This is a genomic window from Clostridium sp. JNZ X4-2, assembly GCF_054889485.1.
In genome coordinates, this window is record NZ_CM142685.1 from 3,499,583 (window position 1) to 3,517,133 (window position 17,551).

Here is a 17,551-nt window from a genome sequence, read left to right on the forward strand (position 1 = left end):
TTTCACCTGACCTTTAAAAATTTACATTACCATTCCGCCATCTATATTTATTATCTGTCCCGTTATATAATCTGAACCAGATGATGCTAAAAATGATACTGCATCTGCTACATCATAAACAGTTCCAAACCTTTTCAGCGGTATAGCCTGCAATGTATTTTCTCTTATTTTTTCTGATAAACTGTTTGTCATATCTGTTTTTATAAAACCTGGTGCCACTGCATTTACATTTATTCCTCTTGATGCCAATTCTCTGGCTGTGGATTTGGTAATCCCTATTATTCCAGCTTTTGCTGCTGAATAATTTACCTGGCCTGCATTGCCAGTTACACCTACCACCGAAGATATATTTATTATCTTTCCCTTCCTTTGTTTCAGCATTACAGGACTTACATGCCTTATGCAATTAAAAGTTCCTTTCAAATTTACTTCTATTACCTTATCAAAATCCTCCTCTTTCATTCTGAGCAACAGCCCATCTCGAGTTATTCCTGCGTTATTTACCAATACATCTATTGTTCCAAAAAAACCCACAGCCTGCTTTATAATATTTTTTGCCTCTTCAAATACACTTACATCTCCCTGTACTGCAATGGACCTCCTTCCCTTACTTTCAATTTCACCTATTAGTTCTTCTATACTACCTGAACTATTCCTATAATTGATTACTATATCAAACCCGTCATCTGCCAATTTAAGTGCAATAGCTCTTCCAATCCCCTTAGCCGCCCCTGTGATTACAGCCACATTTTTACTGGCAATATCCATTTTATTTCTCCTATCTGTTTTTTAATATTTGCACTGTATTATTTAAAGAATCAATATCTTGAACATTTAATACAGTAACCTTTCTATTTATCTTCTTTACAAATCCGCTTAATACCCTTCCAGGACCTATTTCCACAAAGGTATCAGCTCCTGCTTCAAGCATGGTATTTATACATTTTTCAAACAGCACTGTACTCATAACCTGTGTTTTTAAATAGGCCTTTATATCCTGGACTGATTTAATTATCTCTCCTGTAACATTTGTCACTACTGGAATAGAGAATTCTCCTAAATTGATGTTATTTAACTCCACTTCCAATTTTTCTGCTGCTGGTTTCAACATGGATGTGTGAAAAGGTGCACTGACTGAAAGTTCCACTATCCTGCGTGCCCCCCTTTCTTTTAAAAGCTGGCAGGTAGCCTTTACCGCTTTTATCTCTCCTGCAATTACCACCTGACCTGGACAATTTACATTTGATGGCTCAACTATGCCTAAAGTTTCACAATGTTTACAGGCAGCTTTCACCTCTAGATAATCCAATCCCATAACAGCAGCCATGCTTCCCACACCTTCAGGTACTGCTTCCTGCATGTATTTGCCCCTCTTTTTCACTAAATCCACAGCTGCTTTAAACTCCATGGAACCGCTGCAGACAAGTGCGGAATATTCCCCCAAACTTAATCCTGCTGCAATATCAGCTTCAATATGAAAGCTCTCCAGGGCTTTCAATGCAGCTATGCTTGTAGTTAAAATTGCAGGCTGAGTATTTTCAGTTTTATCAAGTTCTTCCTTGGAACCTTTAAAACACATTTCACTTATAGGAAAACCCAATGTGCTATCTGCATCTTCAAATACCTTTCTGCAGACGTCTATATTCTCAAAAAGATCTTTTCCCATGCCCACATACTGAGCTCCCTGACCTGAAAACAAAAAAGCTATTTTTCCCATGATTTACCTCCAAATATATTTTTTACACTCTTAATATCAAAATCTGCTTGTTTAAGTATCTCTTCCATTATTTCACTGCAGCTTTGTTCCTTACATACAAGTCCAGCTATTTGTCCTGCCATAACGGATCCGTTGTCTATATCACCTTCACGGGCTGCCTTGGAAAGAGCTCCTTTCCCAAGCTTATCATACTCCTCTAAATCAGCCCTGTTTTTTTCCAGCAGCTGAAATTTCCTCACCAGCTTATTCCTGATAACCCGTACTGGATGCCCTGTAACTCTAGCTGTAACTTGAGTATCTATATCCCTTGCATTTAATATTTTATTTTTATAATTTTGATGAACTGTACATTCTTTAGCCACCAAAAATCTAGTTCCAAGCTGAACTCCCTGAGCACCTAACATAAAAGCTGCTGCCATTCCCCTTCCATCTCCGATACCTCCTGCTGCAATTACAGGAATGTTCACAGCATCAACTACTTGAGGAATCAATGACATTGTAGTCAGTTCCCCCACATGTCCGCCTGATTCATAACCTTCTGCAATAACCGCATCCACTCCTGCTTTTTCCATCCTTTTAGCCAATGCTACAGACGCTACCACCGGCATGACTTTTATATTATGTTTCTTCCACATATCTATGTATTTTCCCGGATTTCCTGCTCCTGTAGTTACAACTCTAACATTTTCTTCACACACCATTTTAGCCACTTCTTCTGCTGATTCCGATAAAAGCATTATGTTTACACCAAAAGGCTTATCTGTAAGCTGCTTTGCCTTTCTGATTTCGCTTCTCACCCAATTAAGAGGTGCATTTCCCGTAATTGTTCCAAGTCCACCTGCATTAGAAACTGCCGCTGCCAGAGAGCTGTCTGCAATCCAAGCCATACCCCCTTGAACAATTGGATACTTTATGCCAATCATGTCAAGGAATACAGAATTAATCATAAATCAACCCTCCTGTCTTTAATTTTGTCATTTACAACCTGCACCAAATCATCTATGGTTTTTATATTTTCTACATCTTCTATTTCTATTTGAAAATCCTCCTCTACCTCAATTATTATTTGAAATAGCTCCAGCGAATCTATTCCTAAATCTTCAAAAGGAGTTTCCATATCTATGTTTTTTTCCTTTAATTCCAGTTGATCTATTATAATTTTTTTTATTTTTTCACCTATCATTGTCATCCTCCAAAATCCCATATGAATTTATATTACCTTAATTACAAGTCCGCCATAAGTCAATCCTCCTCCAAAACCTGCAACAAGAACCTTATCTCCACTTTTTACTAGATTTTTTTTATATATTTCATCTAAAGCTATTCCAACACTTGCAGCTGAAGTATTTCCATAGAGATCCAGGTTAGTGTAAAATTTATTTGAATCTATTCCTAACTTCTTAGCGGCACATTCTATTATCCTGGAGTTGGCTTGATGAGGAATTATATATTTAATTTCTTTTAAATCACAATGTGATTCAGCAAGCAGCACATTCACCAATTCAACTAAAACTTTTACTGCAAATTTAAATATCTCCTTTCCATCCATACTCACTGTGCTTTTATTTAGAGATATCCCCTGATTTGCACAAAAATTATTTACTGGTATTGCTGGACAAATTAATGCCTTTCCCTTACTACCATCTGAACCCGTATATATGGACAGTATTTCCTCTTCATTTCCACTTTGCAGGATGACAGCTGAAGCACCATCTCCAAATAAAATACAGGTATTCCTATCCTGCCAGTCAATTATCTTGGAAAGAGTTTCAGCTCCTATAACAAGCACTGTATTAAACCTTCCTGTTCTTATAAATTGTGCGGCAATATCCATACCATATATAAATCCTGAGCAGGCTGCCGATATATCAAAACAAGTTGCATTAACAGCCTTTATATTTTTTTGCACTATACAGGATGTTGATGGTATAAAACTATCTGGAGTAGCCGTAGCCAGTATTATAAGATCAATGTCCTTTGGTTCTAATTTTGCACTCTCTATTACGTTTATCGCGGCCTTTGTAGCCATATCTGAAGTATCTTCTCCCTCAGATATTCTCCTCTGTCTTATCCCCGTTCTGCTTGTTATCCACTCATTACTGGTATTTACCATATGGCTCAGTTCGTCATTATTCACGATTTTAGAAGGTACATAACTTCCTGTACCTATAATTTTAACTTTATTCATTATTTTTCTCCTTTAGTCCAGCCTTAAGATTATATTTTGATTTAAAGAAACTATTTAGTTTTTCCAGTGATTCAACTAAAATTGTCTCTTCTTGTTCCGTCAATCCACTTATAGTTTCCCTAACCATATCGGAGTGAAACTTTTGGTGAACTCTAAAAGCCAGTTTTCCTTTTTTTGATAATTTTATATATACAATTCTCCTGTCCTGTTCACTGCGTTCCCTTAGGACATATTCTTTCTTTACCAAATGGTTTATAGCTGTAGTTAAAGTACTAAGTGTTATATCTAATTGGCAAGCCACTTCTGTCATGGTTCTAGGTTTATACATACCTATAGCTTCTATAGTATGTATTTCTGTAATAGACAAATCTTTAAATACGGAATATTGAAGAGACTTTTGTTCTATTACCAAAATATCATTAAAAAGATCCACTAATAATTCATTTACAATATTTATACCCTTGTTCACTAGATCACCACTTTAATAAATTTAGTATTTTATCGTTTATGTTACAATTTTTCTGCCTCCATAACAAGTTCTTTTATAAGTTCTTTAACTTTAACTATTTTATCTATCCTGTAAGCATTGCTTCCAACAAAAATCAATCCCTCATCTATATTTCCACTAACAGAATTAATTAAGGCCTCAGATATACAATAGGGAGTCTTAGCAGGATCACACTTTTTTAAACAATTATAACATTTGCCAGGTATAATCCTGCCTCCTTCAGCTTTTTTTATAAACTCATTTCTTATAGCTCTTCCAGGAAGCCCTACCGGGCTCTTTATTATTTTTATATCTTCTTTTTTTGAATTTATATATGCCCTTTTAAAACTCATTTGGGCATCACATTCCTCAGTGGCCACAAAACGTGTTCCCATCTGTATTCCATCTGCTCCTAATTTTAAAAATTTCACAATATCCTGTCCTGTATATATACCTCCTGCAGCTATTACGGGAATATTTTCCCCACCTTCAAAAGAGCCTGCAACTTTAATAACATCACACACTATATTATCCAGGCATTCCTTTCCCTCTTGAAGCTGTTCCAGGTGAAATCCAAGATGTCCTCCTGCTTCTGGTCCTTCTACCACAATTGCATCCGGCATTTTAGCATATCTTTTAATCCAGTTTCTAATTATAATAGAAGCTGCTTTCCCGGAAGAAACTATAGGTGCTAATTTTATATTGCTGCCTGAAGCAAGTTTAGGCAGGTTAAGTGGAAGACCGGCTCCTGATATTATTATGTCGGCTTTTTCCTCTACAGAAGTTTTCACCATATCATCATAATCATTTATAGCTACCATGATATTTACTCCAATTATACCTTTAGGACTTAGTTTTCTGGCCTTTCTTATTTCCCTTCTCAGAGCCCTTATATTTGCTTCTTTAGTATTTATTTTAAAGTCTGGCTCCCTATATCCTATTTGGACTGTAGAAATCACACCAATGCCACCTTCATTTGCCACTGCTTGTGCCAATCTGTATCCAGAAATTCCCACACCCATGCCACCTTGAATAATGGGTACGGTAGCTTTTATATTCCCTATGATCAATGGAGGTAATTTCATTGCAATTCTCCCCTTTTAAATTTTTGATTATCAAATATTTTGACAATCAAAGTATATATTAAAAACTTTAATATGTCTATAGTTTTTAAGAAGAAAGTTAATGTCACTTCCTATTATATCCATATAGTTTTATAAAAATCCAATTAAAATACATTATTTAAAAAATAGTTTTAAAAAAAATAATTTCATTGCTAAAATATTGACAATATTTTTTTAATATTGTATGATCAAAAAGTAGTACTTATTTGACTAACTAGTTAATTAGTTTTATGTTGAAATTTATTTGCTTTTAATGAAAATATTTTCCCATACTATCTAATGTTAAAACTATAATTTTTAACATTACCATAAAAGCTATTTTATAAAGGAGGATCATATATGTCAGAAAAAAATGTAAAAAAAGTAGACAAAGTAAATGAAATGCTGCCAATTCCTCAACTCACTACTTTAGGGCTTCAGCATGTACTTGCCATGTACGCTGGAGCTGTAGCTGTACCTTTAGTAATTGGTAGTTCCGTAGGCCTAACCTCAACACATCTGTCACTTTTAGTAGCTGCGGATTTATTCACTTGTGGTATTGCAACCTTAATACAGGCTATTGGTATTGGAAACGTTATAGGAATAAGACTCCCCGCAATCCTGGGGTGTACTTTTGCAGCTGTAGGTCCAATAATTATTATTGGTAAAAACTTTGGAATGCAAACGGTTTATGGTGCAATAATAGTCTCTGCTATATTTGTATTGCTGGTTGCACCACTATATGGAAAAATATTAAGACTTTTTCCCAATGTAGTAATAGGAACCGTTGTCACAATGATTGGACTTTCATTAATTAATGTAGGTGCTACCAGCATTGGCGGCGGCAGTGGTGAAAAGGATTTCGGAAGTATACATAACCTTTTGCTGGCTGGTTTTGTAATTATTGTAGTATTGTTATCCAATAAGTACTTAAAAGGTTTTTTTCAATCAATTTCTATTTTAAATGGTATTATTTTAGGTACTATAGTTGCCTCATTTATGGGAATGGTTGATTTTTCTGTAGTTAGAAATGCCAAATGGATAAGTTTTGTATATCCTTTTAGTTTCGGTATACCAAAATTTAATATTGGTACAATAATTATGATGTGTTTTGTAATGTTGACGGTAATGATTGAATCAACAGGTACTTATCTTGGAATCGGTAAAGTCTGTGATAAGAATATAACTGAAAAGGATGTAGTACGTGGAATCCGGGCAGAAGGCATTTCCTCACTTTTAGGGGGAATATTCAATTCTTTTCCCTATACTACCTTTAATCAAAATCTAGGTCTTTTGGCCTTGAGTAAAGTAACAAGCCGTTTTGTTGTAGTGGTTTCTGGTATTATTCTTATTGCCCTTGGATTAATTCCAAAGTTTGCTGCCTTAGCTACTATTATTCCCCAGCCTGTTATAGGAGGAGCTACAATTATAATGTTTGCTATGGTGGCCGTTGCAGGTATTCAGATGCTTTCCACCGTAGATTTTAACAAAAATTCAAATATGCTGGTTGTAGCCTGTTCTATAGGATTAGGTCTTGGAGTAACTATGATACCTGATCTATTAAAACACACTCCACAAATATTTAATTCCATATTCAGCAGTGGAATTGTTACAGCCTCAGTAACAGCTGTAATTCTCAATGCATTTTTAAATCACGGGCAACATGAAAGTGCCGTCAAAAACAGTAATAGTACAGAAGCCTTAAAGAGTACTGAAAGTTAAACAATTGAAATAAAAATAATATATTTATTTCACTGGGGAAAATAAATTCACATGAGTTTATTTTCCCCAGTTTTTTATATTATTAAAAATGTCCTATTCTATTTTTAAAAGATCTCATCAAATATCAATTTTTCTGCTGCATCAAAATATTCCTCTAAATCAAACTTACCCTCATCTATGAGATACTGCAGTGATCCTCCTAACATTAAAGATACCATTATAAAAGGTATCATGTCTTTAAGTTTGTTATCAACTTTTTCTATAGATTCACTTTTATCTAATATTTCATCCACATTAGTACGCCATATATTAAAAGTATCCTGGAACTTCTTTCTTATCTCCTTATTTACCGTACCTTGGACCCAATAGTCAAATTGAATATACTCCAATTCTTTTCTGTTCATAATTTCATCTTTTTTCTGTTCAAAAAGACCCTTAATGTTTTCTTTGGAGTCCTTATTTTTTAAATCAATATAATTCTTACGCAAAGTGGAGAATTTCTCCTGCACCTCATCTAAAAGTGATATCATTATATCGTTTTTAGTAGCAAAGTGATAATGTAAATTGCCCTGGCTCATTTTAGCCTCTTCTGCAATCATATACATGCGGGTTCCGCTTATTTTTTCTCTGGATACCACCTTCATTGCAGCATTCAATATCTTTTTTTTTATATCCTTTGTCATATCATCATAACCTCTCTTTTCCCAGCAGCTATATATTTAATTTTAAATAACGATCTTATAATATTATATTCTTTACCCCAAATTTTAAATTAAAACGGACTTAATTTCAACATAAAAATGAATTCCGGCAAAAATAAAATTTTCACCGGAATTCATCTTAGTAATATGAATTTTTAAAAACGCTTCCAAAGATCACTTGCAAGTTCACGGCTCTTTGCCATAATTTTTTCTTCGTCAATACCCATAAGTTCCCTGTCTTCCATAATTACCTTTCCATTTATAATTGTTGTATCTACACATCGTCCATTAATACCAAATAATAAATGGCTGTCAATATTGTTTTCATTAATAGGTGTTGGCGGATTGTAATCCACTATGATTATATCTGCCAGTGCACCCTCCTTTAATATTCCTACCTGTCCATTAATAAATCTCTCAGTTATCTTCCTATTATTTTCAAATAACATATTTGGTATTTCAGTATATGCCACAGTTGAATCCTTTTTAACATGCTTATGAATAATATTTCCTACTTTATAGGATTCCATCATATCATTGGTATATCCATCTGTTCCAAGTCCAAGCAATATACCCTTCTTATACATTTCAAGTACTGGAGAAGCTCCTACAGCATTGCCCATATTGGATTCTGGATTATGAACTACCATAACATCCTTTTCTTTAATTAAATCCAATTCATTTTCTGCAACATGAATACAATGTACCAAAATGGTTTTATCGCAAAGTACTCCTGCATCATACCATCTCTCTACAATTCCCTTACCATACTTGGCTCTTGAATCTAGTTCGTCTTCAGCACCCTCCCCAGTATGAACATGAAATCCAGTATTTAATCCTGCAATAGATTTTAGACACTTTTCCAGAGTTTTTTCTGAAATAGTCATAGAAGCATGAAGTCCAAACATAGCTCTTAACATATCATCATTTTTAGTATTACAGTATTTAATAAACTCTGTATTTTCAGCAATACCTTCATCTGCTATTTTTTCTCCATCTCTATCAGATGTTTCATAACACAAGTTGCTTCGAATTCCTATCTCACCTGCTGCTTCCGCAATTTTAAACAAACTGCCTCTAACTGCATGCGCACTGGCATGATGATCAAAAACTGTAGTAACACCATTTTTTATTTCATCTATCATTGGTACAATTGCGCTATAATAAACATCTTCTAATGTCAGCGCCCTGTCCAGTCTCCACCACAATCCTGTAAGTATATCCACCAGGTTTTTAGCAGGCGGACTATCATTGGCCATACCCCTGGCAAAAGTACTATAATAATGCATATGGGTATTTATAAATCCTGGCATAATAAGCCTGTTTTTTGCATCTATAAATCTGGCATCTGTATATTTTTTCTTTAATTCTTCAGTGGTACCAATCTCAGCAATTTTATTTTTGTCAACCACAACACATCCGCCATTTATAATGGGTCTTGCAGTATCTCTAGTAATTACCTTACCATTCCCAACAAGCAGCATTTATTTTCCCTCCAAACTTTTAATATTTATTTTATCATATAGCTGTATTTTTCTATACAAGCCCTAATAATATTCTCCATCTCTTCAGAAATCACATTTTTGTCACCAAGTGTATACTCAGTAATCTGACCATCCTCTTCCCTAACTCTGCAAATAAATTTTTCCTTGTCTAAAATTAAGAAGCCCTTATTTGTACTGTTTTCAAAGTCTTCCTTAAACCAGAAAAGAGTCACCTTATCTTTATAAGGATTGCCTTTATAAGGGCAGAATATCCCACAGTTCCCACACTCATTACACATTCCATCTACATGTACAATCTGATGTGAAGATGCAGAATTTTGTTCTACTTTAACTAATACATTGGCTCTATTAGGGCATACATCAATGCATAATTCACAAATATGATTACAGGCAAGACATCTCTTGGATTCACATTCGTTATAAGCAGGATTTTTTAATATACCTTTTTTACTATATAATTCTTTTGTGTCAAGAGAAATGTCTTTCTGTACAAAATCACTGCTTAAATTTTCCTTTGTCAATATGTCCTTAGCTATTGTTTTCCCATCTGCTATAGCACTCACAATAGTAGATGGTCCTTTTTTTACATCTCCTGCAACATATACATTTGAAATATTAGTCTCACATGAGTTGCTTATCTTAGGCAAACCTTTCTCATCCAATCTAATCCCATTATTAGTTAATAACTTCCCGTCTATCTGTTCTCCAACAGCAAAAATAACCGTATCTGCATCTAAAGTTTTCATGCCGCCAGTCTTTACAGGTCTCCTTCTGCCTGAAGCATCTCTTTCTCCCAGTTTCATCTCATGGCAGATAAGCTTATCATCTTTTATAGCTGCAGGTGAAAGAAGTTCTTCAAATAAGATACCTTCAGAATCAGCTAAATTCAATTCTTCCCTACTGGCAGGCATATATTTTTTAGTCCGCCTGTAAACTATAGAAACACTCTCTACCCCTGTTACTCTCTTGGCAGCACGTGCCGAATCCATTGCCACATCACCGCCGCCTATAACACAAACATGCCTTCCCAATTTAACATTTTTCTCTTCTGATTTGTATTTTTCCAGGAAAGATATGGCATCAGTAACCCTTTCTCTCCCTTCTTTTAATGATACCTTTCCAGGTTCCCACGCACCTGTTGCCACTACTATATAGTCATATTCCTTTTTCAGTCCATCTATATTAAAATCCCCATTTACACCAAACTTAAATTTTACTCCCTGATTTTTAACAAGTTGAAAATCCTTTTTAATCATATCTGAAGAAATTCTAAACTCTGGTATCACATATTCCACTATGCCATAGGGTTTTTCTCTTTTGTCCATTACCGTTACATCCATGCCATTTCTTCTTAGAAACATGGCAGATGCCAGCCCAGCCGGTCCTGCACCTATAACTGCCACCTTTTTGCTGCTCTTTAAATCCACTGGTTTGATACCTTCAACGTATTTATCCTGAGAATTTAAAACGGCTATCTTCTTCATATTTCTAATTAAAACCGATTCATCATAATCCAATCTTGTACATTTATACTGACAATTATGATTACAGATGGTTCCTGTAATTGCAGGTGATGCATTGTCCTTTACAATTACAGAAAATGCCTCATCATATCTTTTATCCCCTACTAAAGCTGTATATTCAGGAACTTGCTGATTTATAGGACATCCTATAGTACAAGGCGCTATTGCACAATCATAAATAGGGAGCTCCATAGAAATCTTTCTGCAATCTACAGTTCTCAATTCTTTAAGGTGATGTTTATCCCCAAAGGATTCCCTTGCAAGTTCTTCTAATTTAGCTGTATCAATACCTGAAAAAGCACCTTTAAGTTGTTCTTCCACTTTTTCCGCCATCTGAGTTATCCTCTCATATCCCCCTGGCTTTAAAATAGTAGTTGCAAATGTAATCGGTTGTATACCTGTAGCTAAAATTTTATCCACATTAAAGAAATCAGCACCACCTGAATAGGATATCTGTAAATTTCCGTCAAATTCCTTAGACAATTTACCCGCTAAAGTTATTGTGAGCGGGAAAAGGGATCTCCCTGACATATACATCTCCTCACCGGGCAATTCGTCATTTACTATTTTAACTGGTAAAGTATTGGTCAACTTCACTCCTATCTCCAAATTCCATTGTGCAGCAGTATGCTTTAAACGTTTTAGCATAGCTACTCCATCTGCATATTGCAAATCCTCTGTAAAATGATTGGCATTTAAATTTATATAATCATAACCCATACTATTAAAGGTATCTCTGACAAACTTCTCCCCTAAAATAGTAGGATTCATCTTTATAAATGTATTCAAATGTTTTTCCTTCAGCAGATAATTTGAGATTTTTTCAATCTCTTCTGGAGGACATCCATGTAACGTAGACAATGTAATAGATGAACACACCCTTGATGCTATTTCATTCAAATCCTTCTCATTGAATTTATTAAATAAGTTCATGTGTGAGGAAAGCACTTCTTTGCACTCTTTCCATATCTTTGTACCAGATGCATTTTTCATTCCCTCAATATAAGCATCTATTTTAGGAGATTGTATACCTTTCAAATCGTAGCCTACACTCATATTGAATATAAAATCCCGTTTCTCGCTTAAATTAAGTTCTTTCATCAAAACATGAAGCAGAAACCAAGCCTTTATATATTCATCAAATGCTTCTTGTACCCTTAACTCAGTGGACCATTCCACATTATAACATTCATCCTGGGCATAAATGCATGGCTTAGCCACAGGCAAGTCCTCTCCATCTATAGTTTGTACTGTTTTTAATTCAATGAAGCGACTTCCTGTCAAATAGGATGCCACAATATTTTGAGTAAGCTGAGAATTAGGACCTGCTGCTGGTCCCAGTGGTGAAGATAACTTTTCATTAAATATTATAGTAGATTTTTGTCCCTTATTTCTATAAAACTTATTCTTGTGAATTCCAAATATAGTCCCATTTGTATTTAACTCTTCAATGGTCCAATTAACCATTTTTTCAAAAGAAATCGGGCGCATTTTATCGCTCATTTTTTATTCTCCCTTCAATAAAATAAATCACCAATACTATCTCATTCATTAATTTTGATATAATATGGAGTGTCTCAAAACAAACTTGAGTCACTCTACAAAAATATCAATTTTCTATTTTCCTAAAAATCTAGGTGTTTTTTCTTTTAAAAGTTTATCAAATATATTAACTGGACTTTTCACCTTGCTCAATAATATCATTGCTGCAATAATATAAGGTTTATAACCTGCCTGTTTATACAGTGGATCACGATAGCGATCAAATACTGAAGCCTCTACTTCTCCTTCTTTACAACTTACACCACTTATATCGGCTGGAAGGCAGTGCATATAAAGTGCTTTTCCATTCTTAGTAAGCTTCATCATGTCTTCAGTACATTCCCAGTCTTTATGTTTTGCATTTTCTGCTAAAAGTTCCTTCTCGAGTATCTTTATTTCATCAAATTTACCTTGGCCATACAAATTTGTTCTTTTTTCCATGGCAGTAAATGACGCCCAGCTCTTAGGATAAACGATATCAGCATTTTCAAATGCCTCTTTCATTGAACTGGTCTTAACAAATTTACCGCCGCTCAATTCTGCATTTTTTCTAGCAACACTTTCTACCTGAGGCATTAAATCATATCCTTCAGGGTGGGCAAGTGAAACTTCCATTCCCATTCTTGTCATTAACCCTATAATACCCTGAGGAACTGACAGTGGTTTACCATAAGAAGGTGAATAGGCCCATGTCATAGCCATTTTTTTACCTTTAAGGTTTTCTACTCCTCCAAAATGATGGATTATATGTAACAAATCCGCCATACATTGAGTTGGATGATCTATATCACATTGAAGGTTTACAAGAGAAGGTCGTTGTTGAAGAACACCATCTTCATATCCCTGCTGAACTGCCTCAGACACATCATGCATGTATTTATTACCTTTACCAATGAACATGTCGTCTCTTATACCTATAACTTCAGCCATAAAAGAAATCATATTTGCTGTCTCACGTACAGTTTCACCATGTGCAATTTGAGACTTGGACTCATCCAAATCCTGAACTTCAAGTCCAAGTAAATTACATGCACTTGCAAAACTAAATCTTGTCCTTGTAGAATTATCTCTGAATACTGAAATACCCAATCCACTATCAAAAATCTTAGTGGAAATATTATCTTTTCTCATTTCACGAAGGATATCCGCAGCTGTAAACACAGCTTGAAGTTCTTCATCTGTTTTTTCCCAAGTTAAGAAAAAATCATTATTATACATCTTTCCATAGTCTAAACTTCCAAGTTTTTGAATTAAATTTTTAATTTCAGACATAATTACCCTCCCAATTTTAAATTCACTTATAGACTTATTAAAAATATATCCCAAATAAATTCTTTAAACATCTACTGATATTAGATTAACTAGTTAATTAAATTTTATAATAATAGCTGACCTTTGTCAATAATTTAATTATATTTTTTTACCATATCAACGGCAATTCTATGAGCTCTTTGAAAAACTTTATCACAATCTATTGTCAAAATTTTACCATCCATTGAAATAATATTACCATTAACCATGGTCATTTTAGTAAAACAGCTATTACCCAAGCACACCAAAGATACCAATGGATCATGACAGCCAGCATATTCAACCTTATTCAAATCGAACAGTATGACATCAGCTGCCTTGCCTACGTCCAATCTGCCTGTATCTGGTCGTCCTAAAACATCTGCACCACCTCTGGTAGCAATTTTTAGTATCTCATAGGCACTTAGACCACTGCTTCCATATTTCAAATGATTTAATAGATAAGCTCTTTTTATTTCCTCCCACATATTGGATCCATCATTGCTTGCACTTCCATCTACACCAATGCTCAATTTTCCTGAAGCTTTTACAATATCACTGGTCCTGCAGATTCCACTGCCCAATTTCATATTTGATGAAGGGCAATGAACTATACCTGTACCATTAAGATTATTAATTTCTCTATCATTTAAATATATTCCATGAGCATACCATACATCCGATCCAACCCATCCCAAATCCTCCATGAGCTCAAAAGGCCTTCTTCCATACCTCTCAATACAGAATTTTTCTTCATCCAGGGTTTCAGCTAAATGAGTATGCATCATAACTCCCAGTTTTCTGGCCAATTTTCTTGTTTCAACCATTAAATTCCTGGTTACAGAAAAAGGAGAACATGGTGCAAATGCAATTCTGATCATAGAAAAGTCATCTGAATCATTATATTTGTTAACCAGCCTATCACAGTCCTCCAGTATTTTATCTTCTTTTTGAATAACAGACATGGGTGGAAGTCCGCCTTCATCCCTGCCCAAAGACATGGAACCTCGAGTGGCATGAAATCTAATTCCTATTTTATTTGAAGCCTCTATTTCAGTGTCAATTAGAGTATCTGGCTGATCAGAGGGAAATACATAATGATGATCAGAAGTTAAAGTACACCCTGTTCTTAAAAGCTCACTAAATCCTACCATTGCACCATAATAAACCGCCTCTGGATTTATATTTTTCCAATAATCATAAAGCTTCATAAGCCATGGAAAAAGAGGTTGCTCCTGCACCTCCTTAATTCCCCTAAATAAGGTCTGATATAAATGATGATGGGTATTTACAAAACCTGGGAGCGCAATAAGGCCCGTACAATCTATTTCTTCATATTGTCCAGATACTGAAAAATCATTTCCTATTTTTATAATCTTGGGACCATCAATAAGTATATTACAATTTTTTAATATGTCATCTCTATCATTAAAAGTATAAACAAAATCAATATTTTTAAGCAATATCATCTTTACCTTTTCCTCCTATTATAAAAGCCTTACATTCAACAAAATACATCAGTTCCAAATAGTACTGTTATGATTTATACATGGATAATCTAAAAATTAGATTAACTATTCAGTTTAACATTATCATAGCGAAAAATACTTGTCAATATACAACAAATTTCATATTAGCCATCCATTTCATTGTTATACTTTTTTTATTTTGCTATAATAGTTTATTAGAATAGCTTTTTTAAAATGGAATTTATAAAAGGCAGGTAAAAAAATATGAGTACTTTTTTATTTAAAACCAAAGAAATCAACTATACTCCTGTAAGTAATATTTTTATAGATAAATTTATGCCTAAAGCCCGTGGAGAATTTGTTAAGGTATATATCCTGGGACTGAAATACTGCAAATCCGGTGAATTTGGCGTTAGTTCACAAATCATGGCCAGTGCTTTGCATCTTTTAGAAACTGATGTACTAAATGCCTGGAATTATTGGAATGATGAAAATGTCATTAAAATGATTCCAGTTGACAACATGGGAAATTACAATATAGAATTTCTGGATTTGACAGACAGGGGTATGGAAAAAGAAGATAATATAAACTTATTGGAAGAACTAAGTAAAAATTCTATTAAGGATATGCTTGAAGATATAGAAAAATCCATGGGAAGACCTCTCTCTTCAAAGGAAATGACCATGTATATAAGTTGGCTGAATGATTTAAATTTTTCTCCGGAAATTATACTTCTTTTGGTTCAATACTGTACATTAAAGGGCAAAACAAACAGCAGATATATAGAAAAAACCGCCATATCCTGGTTTGATGCCAAAATAAAAGATATAAACGATGCTCAAATTTTCATAAAAAAACATGAGGACAAGTGGATTAAAATAAGAAAAATCTTAAATTACCTGGGTATAAAAGACGGGGAAGTAATGAAACCGCAGGAGGAATTGCTTTCAAAATGGATTGAAAGCTATAATTTTTCTTTAGAAATAATATATAAAGCTTGTGATATATGTTTTCAAAGAATAAATAAAGCTGATTTTAAATACATTGACGGAATATTAACCAGCTGGAATAAGGATAAAATTAAGACACTGGAGGATATTGAAAAAAAGGATGTAAAAAAATCCAATTACACTAATTTTAAAAATACCAACAAGGGTGCAGAAAACAAAAAATCTAAAGGTACCTTCAATAATTTTAAGGAAAGGGATTATGATTTTAAAGATTTAGAAAAAAAATTGTTAGGATGGGATAAAAATGATTAAAGGCTACCATTCACAAGTAATGAAAATTTATGAAAAAATAAGAGAAGAAGATGAAAGATCCCTAAGTGTACGTAAAAAGGAAATTGAAAAAAGAATTCCTGAAGTAATGGATATTCAAAGGTTTATAGGAAAATTAAGTTTGAAATTATCAATAAATATATTAAATAATGTTGAAAATAAAGATAAATATCTAAAGGAACTAAAAGAAAAAATTACGGATTTGAAAATTAAAAGATCTGAGATTTTAGCAGTTAATAATTATCCCATAGATTACCTGGAAATACATTATCAATGCCCCAAGTGTAAAGACACCGGATTTATGGGAAATAAGAAATGCAGCTGTTATAAACAAAAACTTATCAAATTATATTATAATAATTCTGAACTAATAAATATACTAGATAAAAATAATTTCGATAATTTTAATTTTCAACTATATTCCTCTTTAAAGGGTAGAGACAACCCAACCAGCCCTAGAAAAAATATTGAAAAAATAGCCTCCATATCATGGAATTATATAGAAAGTTTTTCTTCTTCCAATGAAAACTTATTATTTTATGGTAATCCCGGTACAGGTAAAACCTTTTTATCAAATTGTATATCAAAAGAGTTATTGGATAGAGGTTTTTTAGTTGTTTACAGAACCTCAGAAGCTCTCATAGAGGATTTAAGAAATATAAGATTTAAAAATGACAATGATCTGGAAAATTTTCTTATGAACTGTGATTTACTTATAATAGATGACTTGGGATCAGAGCAGATAACGGACTTCTCTAAAACTGAATTGTTCAACATCCTAAATAGAAAGTTATTAAAGCAAAAAAAAATGCTCATATCAACTAATTGTGATTTAGAAGAACTTTTAAAATCTTATTCGGAAAGAATTTCCTCCAGATTATTGGGAAACTTTACACTATGTAAATTTTTTGGGGAGGATATACGCATAAAACAAAACATACAAAATAAAAATTTAAAATAAAAAACAACCCTACCATAAATCCAGGGAACAAGTACAGGTTAGATTTTTTACGTGAATCTATG

At 33.8% G+C, this 17,551-nt stretch carries 15 protein-coding genes; 3 read left to right on the top strand and 12 right to left on the bottom strand.

Annotated elements, in window-relative coordinates; all coding sequences use genetic code 11:
• Positions 1-21 precede the first annotated feature (21 nt).
• From fabG to ACYUJ6_RS16910, 7 genes are read right to left on the bottom strand one after another with little or no spacing between them, the layout of a single operon-like run.
• Positions 22-768, bottom strand: coding sequence for a 3-oxoacyl-[acyl-carrier-protein] reductase (gene fabG, locus ACYUJ6_RS16880; RefSeq protein WP_461843837.1), 747 nt, complete (start codon positions 766-768; stop codon positions 22-24).
• Between the two features lie 10 nt (positions 769-778).
• Positions 779-1,717, bottom strand: a complete 939-nt coding sequence (gene fabD, locus ACYUJ6_RS16885) for an ACP S-malonyltransferase (protein ID WP_461843838.1) — start codon at positions 1,715-1,717, stop codon at positions 779-781.
• Complete coding sequence (gene fabK / locus ACYUJ6_RS16890; RefSeq protein ID WP_461843839.1) at positions 1,705-2,664, bottom strand: enoyl-[acyl-carrier-protein] reductase FabK; 960 nt, start codon at positions 2,662-2,664, stop codon at positions 1,705-1,707. The genes fabD and fabK overlap by 13 nt, the downstream gene beginning before the upstream one ends.
• Complete coding sequence (locus tag ACYUJ6_RS16895; protein WP_461843840.1) at positions 2,661-2,900, bottom strand: acyl carrier protein; 240 nt, start codon at positions 2,898-2,900, stop codon at positions 2,661-2,663. Before ACYUJ6_RS16895 ends, fabK begins: the two co-directional genes overlap by 4 nt.
• A gap of 27 nt (positions 2,901-2,927) precedes the next feature.
• A complete protein-coding gene (locus ACYUJ6_RS16900) occupies positions 2,928-3,905 on the bottom strand; it encodes a beta-ketoacyl-ACP synthase III (protein WP_461843841.1) in 978 nt (325 codons plus the stop codon).
• On the bottom strand, positions 3,898-4,374 hold the full coding sequence (locus ACYUJ6_RS16905; protein WP_461843842.1) for a MarR family winged helix-turn-helix transcriptional regulator: 477 nt from the start codon (positions 4,372-4,374) through the stop codon (positions 3,898-3,900). The genes ACYUJ6_RS16900 and ACYUJ6_RS16905 overlap by 8 nt, the downstream gene beginning before the upstream one ends.
• A 41-nt stretch (positions 4,375-4,415) precedes the next feature.
• The gene (locus tag ACYUJ6_RS16910; RefSeq protein ID WP_461843843.1) at positions 4,416-5,477 is read right to left on the bottom strand and encodes an NAD(P)H-dependent flavin oxidoreductase; all 1,062 of its coding nucleotides are present in this window, start codon (positions 5,475-5,477) and stop codon (positions 4,416-4,418) included.
• A 378-nt stretch (positions 5,478-5,855) separates the two neighbouring features.
• Here ACYUJ6_RS16910 and ACYUJ6_RS16915 point away from each other — a divergent pair, with 378 nt between their 5' ends.
• Entirely contained in the window at positions 5,856-7,217 is a 1,362-nt protein-coding gene (locus ACYUJ6_RS16915; protein WP_461843844.1) for a nucleobase:cation symporter-2 family protein, read from the top strand.
• Between the two features lie 104 nt (positions 7,218-7,321).
• On the opposite strand, the gene ACYUJ6_RS16920 is transcribed toward ACYUJ6_RS16915, so the two are convergent.
• From ACYUJ6_RS16920 to ACYUJ6_RS16940, 5 genes are all read right to left on the bottom strand, one after another.
• Positions 7,322-7,900, bottom strand: a complete 579-nt coding sequence (locus ACYUJ6_RS16920) for a TetR/AcrR family transcriptional regulator (RefSeq protein ID WP_461843845.1) — start codon at positions 7,898-7,900, stop codon at positions 7,322-7,324.
• 173 nt (positions 7,901-8,073) lie between these two features.
• Complete coding sequence (gene ssnA / locus ACYUJ6_RS16925; protein ID WP_461843846.1) at positions 8,074-9,402, bottom strand: putative aminohydrolase SsnA; 1,329 nt, start codon at positions 9,400-9,402, stop codon at positions 8,074-8,076.
• A 26-nt stretch (positions 9,403-9,428) separates the two neighbouring features.
• Positions 9,429-12,449: a putative selenate reductase subunit YgfK gene (ygfK, locus tag ACYUJ6_RS16930; RefSeq protein ID WP_461843847.1), complete on the bottom strand. Its 3,021-nt coding sequence runs from the start codon at positions 12,447-12,449 to the stop codon at positions 9,429-9,431.
• Between the two features lie 114 nt (positions 12,450-12,563).
• Entirely contained in the window at positions 12,564-13,760 is a 1,197-nt protein-coding gene (gene ygeW / locus ACYUJ6_RS16935) for a knotted carbamoyltransferase YgeW (RefSeq protein ID WP_461843848.1), read from the bottom strand.
• Between the two features lie 134 nt (positions 13,761-13,894).
• The gene (locus ACYUJ6_RS16940) at positions 13,895-15,247 is read right to left on the bottom strand and encodes an 8-oxoguanine deaminase (RefSeq protein ID WP_461843849.1); all 1,353 of its coding nucleotides are present in this window, start codon (positions 15,245-15,247) and stop codon (positions 13,895-13,897) included.
• 264 nt (positions 15,248-15,511) lie between these two features.
• Between ACYUJ6_RS16940 and ACYUJ6_RS16945 the strand changes: the two genes are divergently transcribed.
• Positions 15,512-16,510 carry a DnaD domain protein gene (locus tag ACYUJ6_RS16945; RefSeq protein WP_461843850.1) on the top strand — a complete coding sequence of 333 codons (999 nt, stop codon included), beginning with the start codon at positions 15,512-15,514 and terminating at the stop codon, positions 16,508-16,510.
• Positions 16,503-17,489: an ATP-binding protein gene (locus ACYUJ6_RS16950; protein WP_461843851.1), complete on the top strand. Its 987-nt coding sequence runs from the start codon at positions 16,503-16,505 to the stop codon at positions 17,487-17,489. Before ACYUJ6_RS16945 ends, ACYUJ6_RS16950 begins: the two co-directional genes overlap by 8 nt.
• Positions 17,490-17,551: the final 62 nt, after the last annotated feature.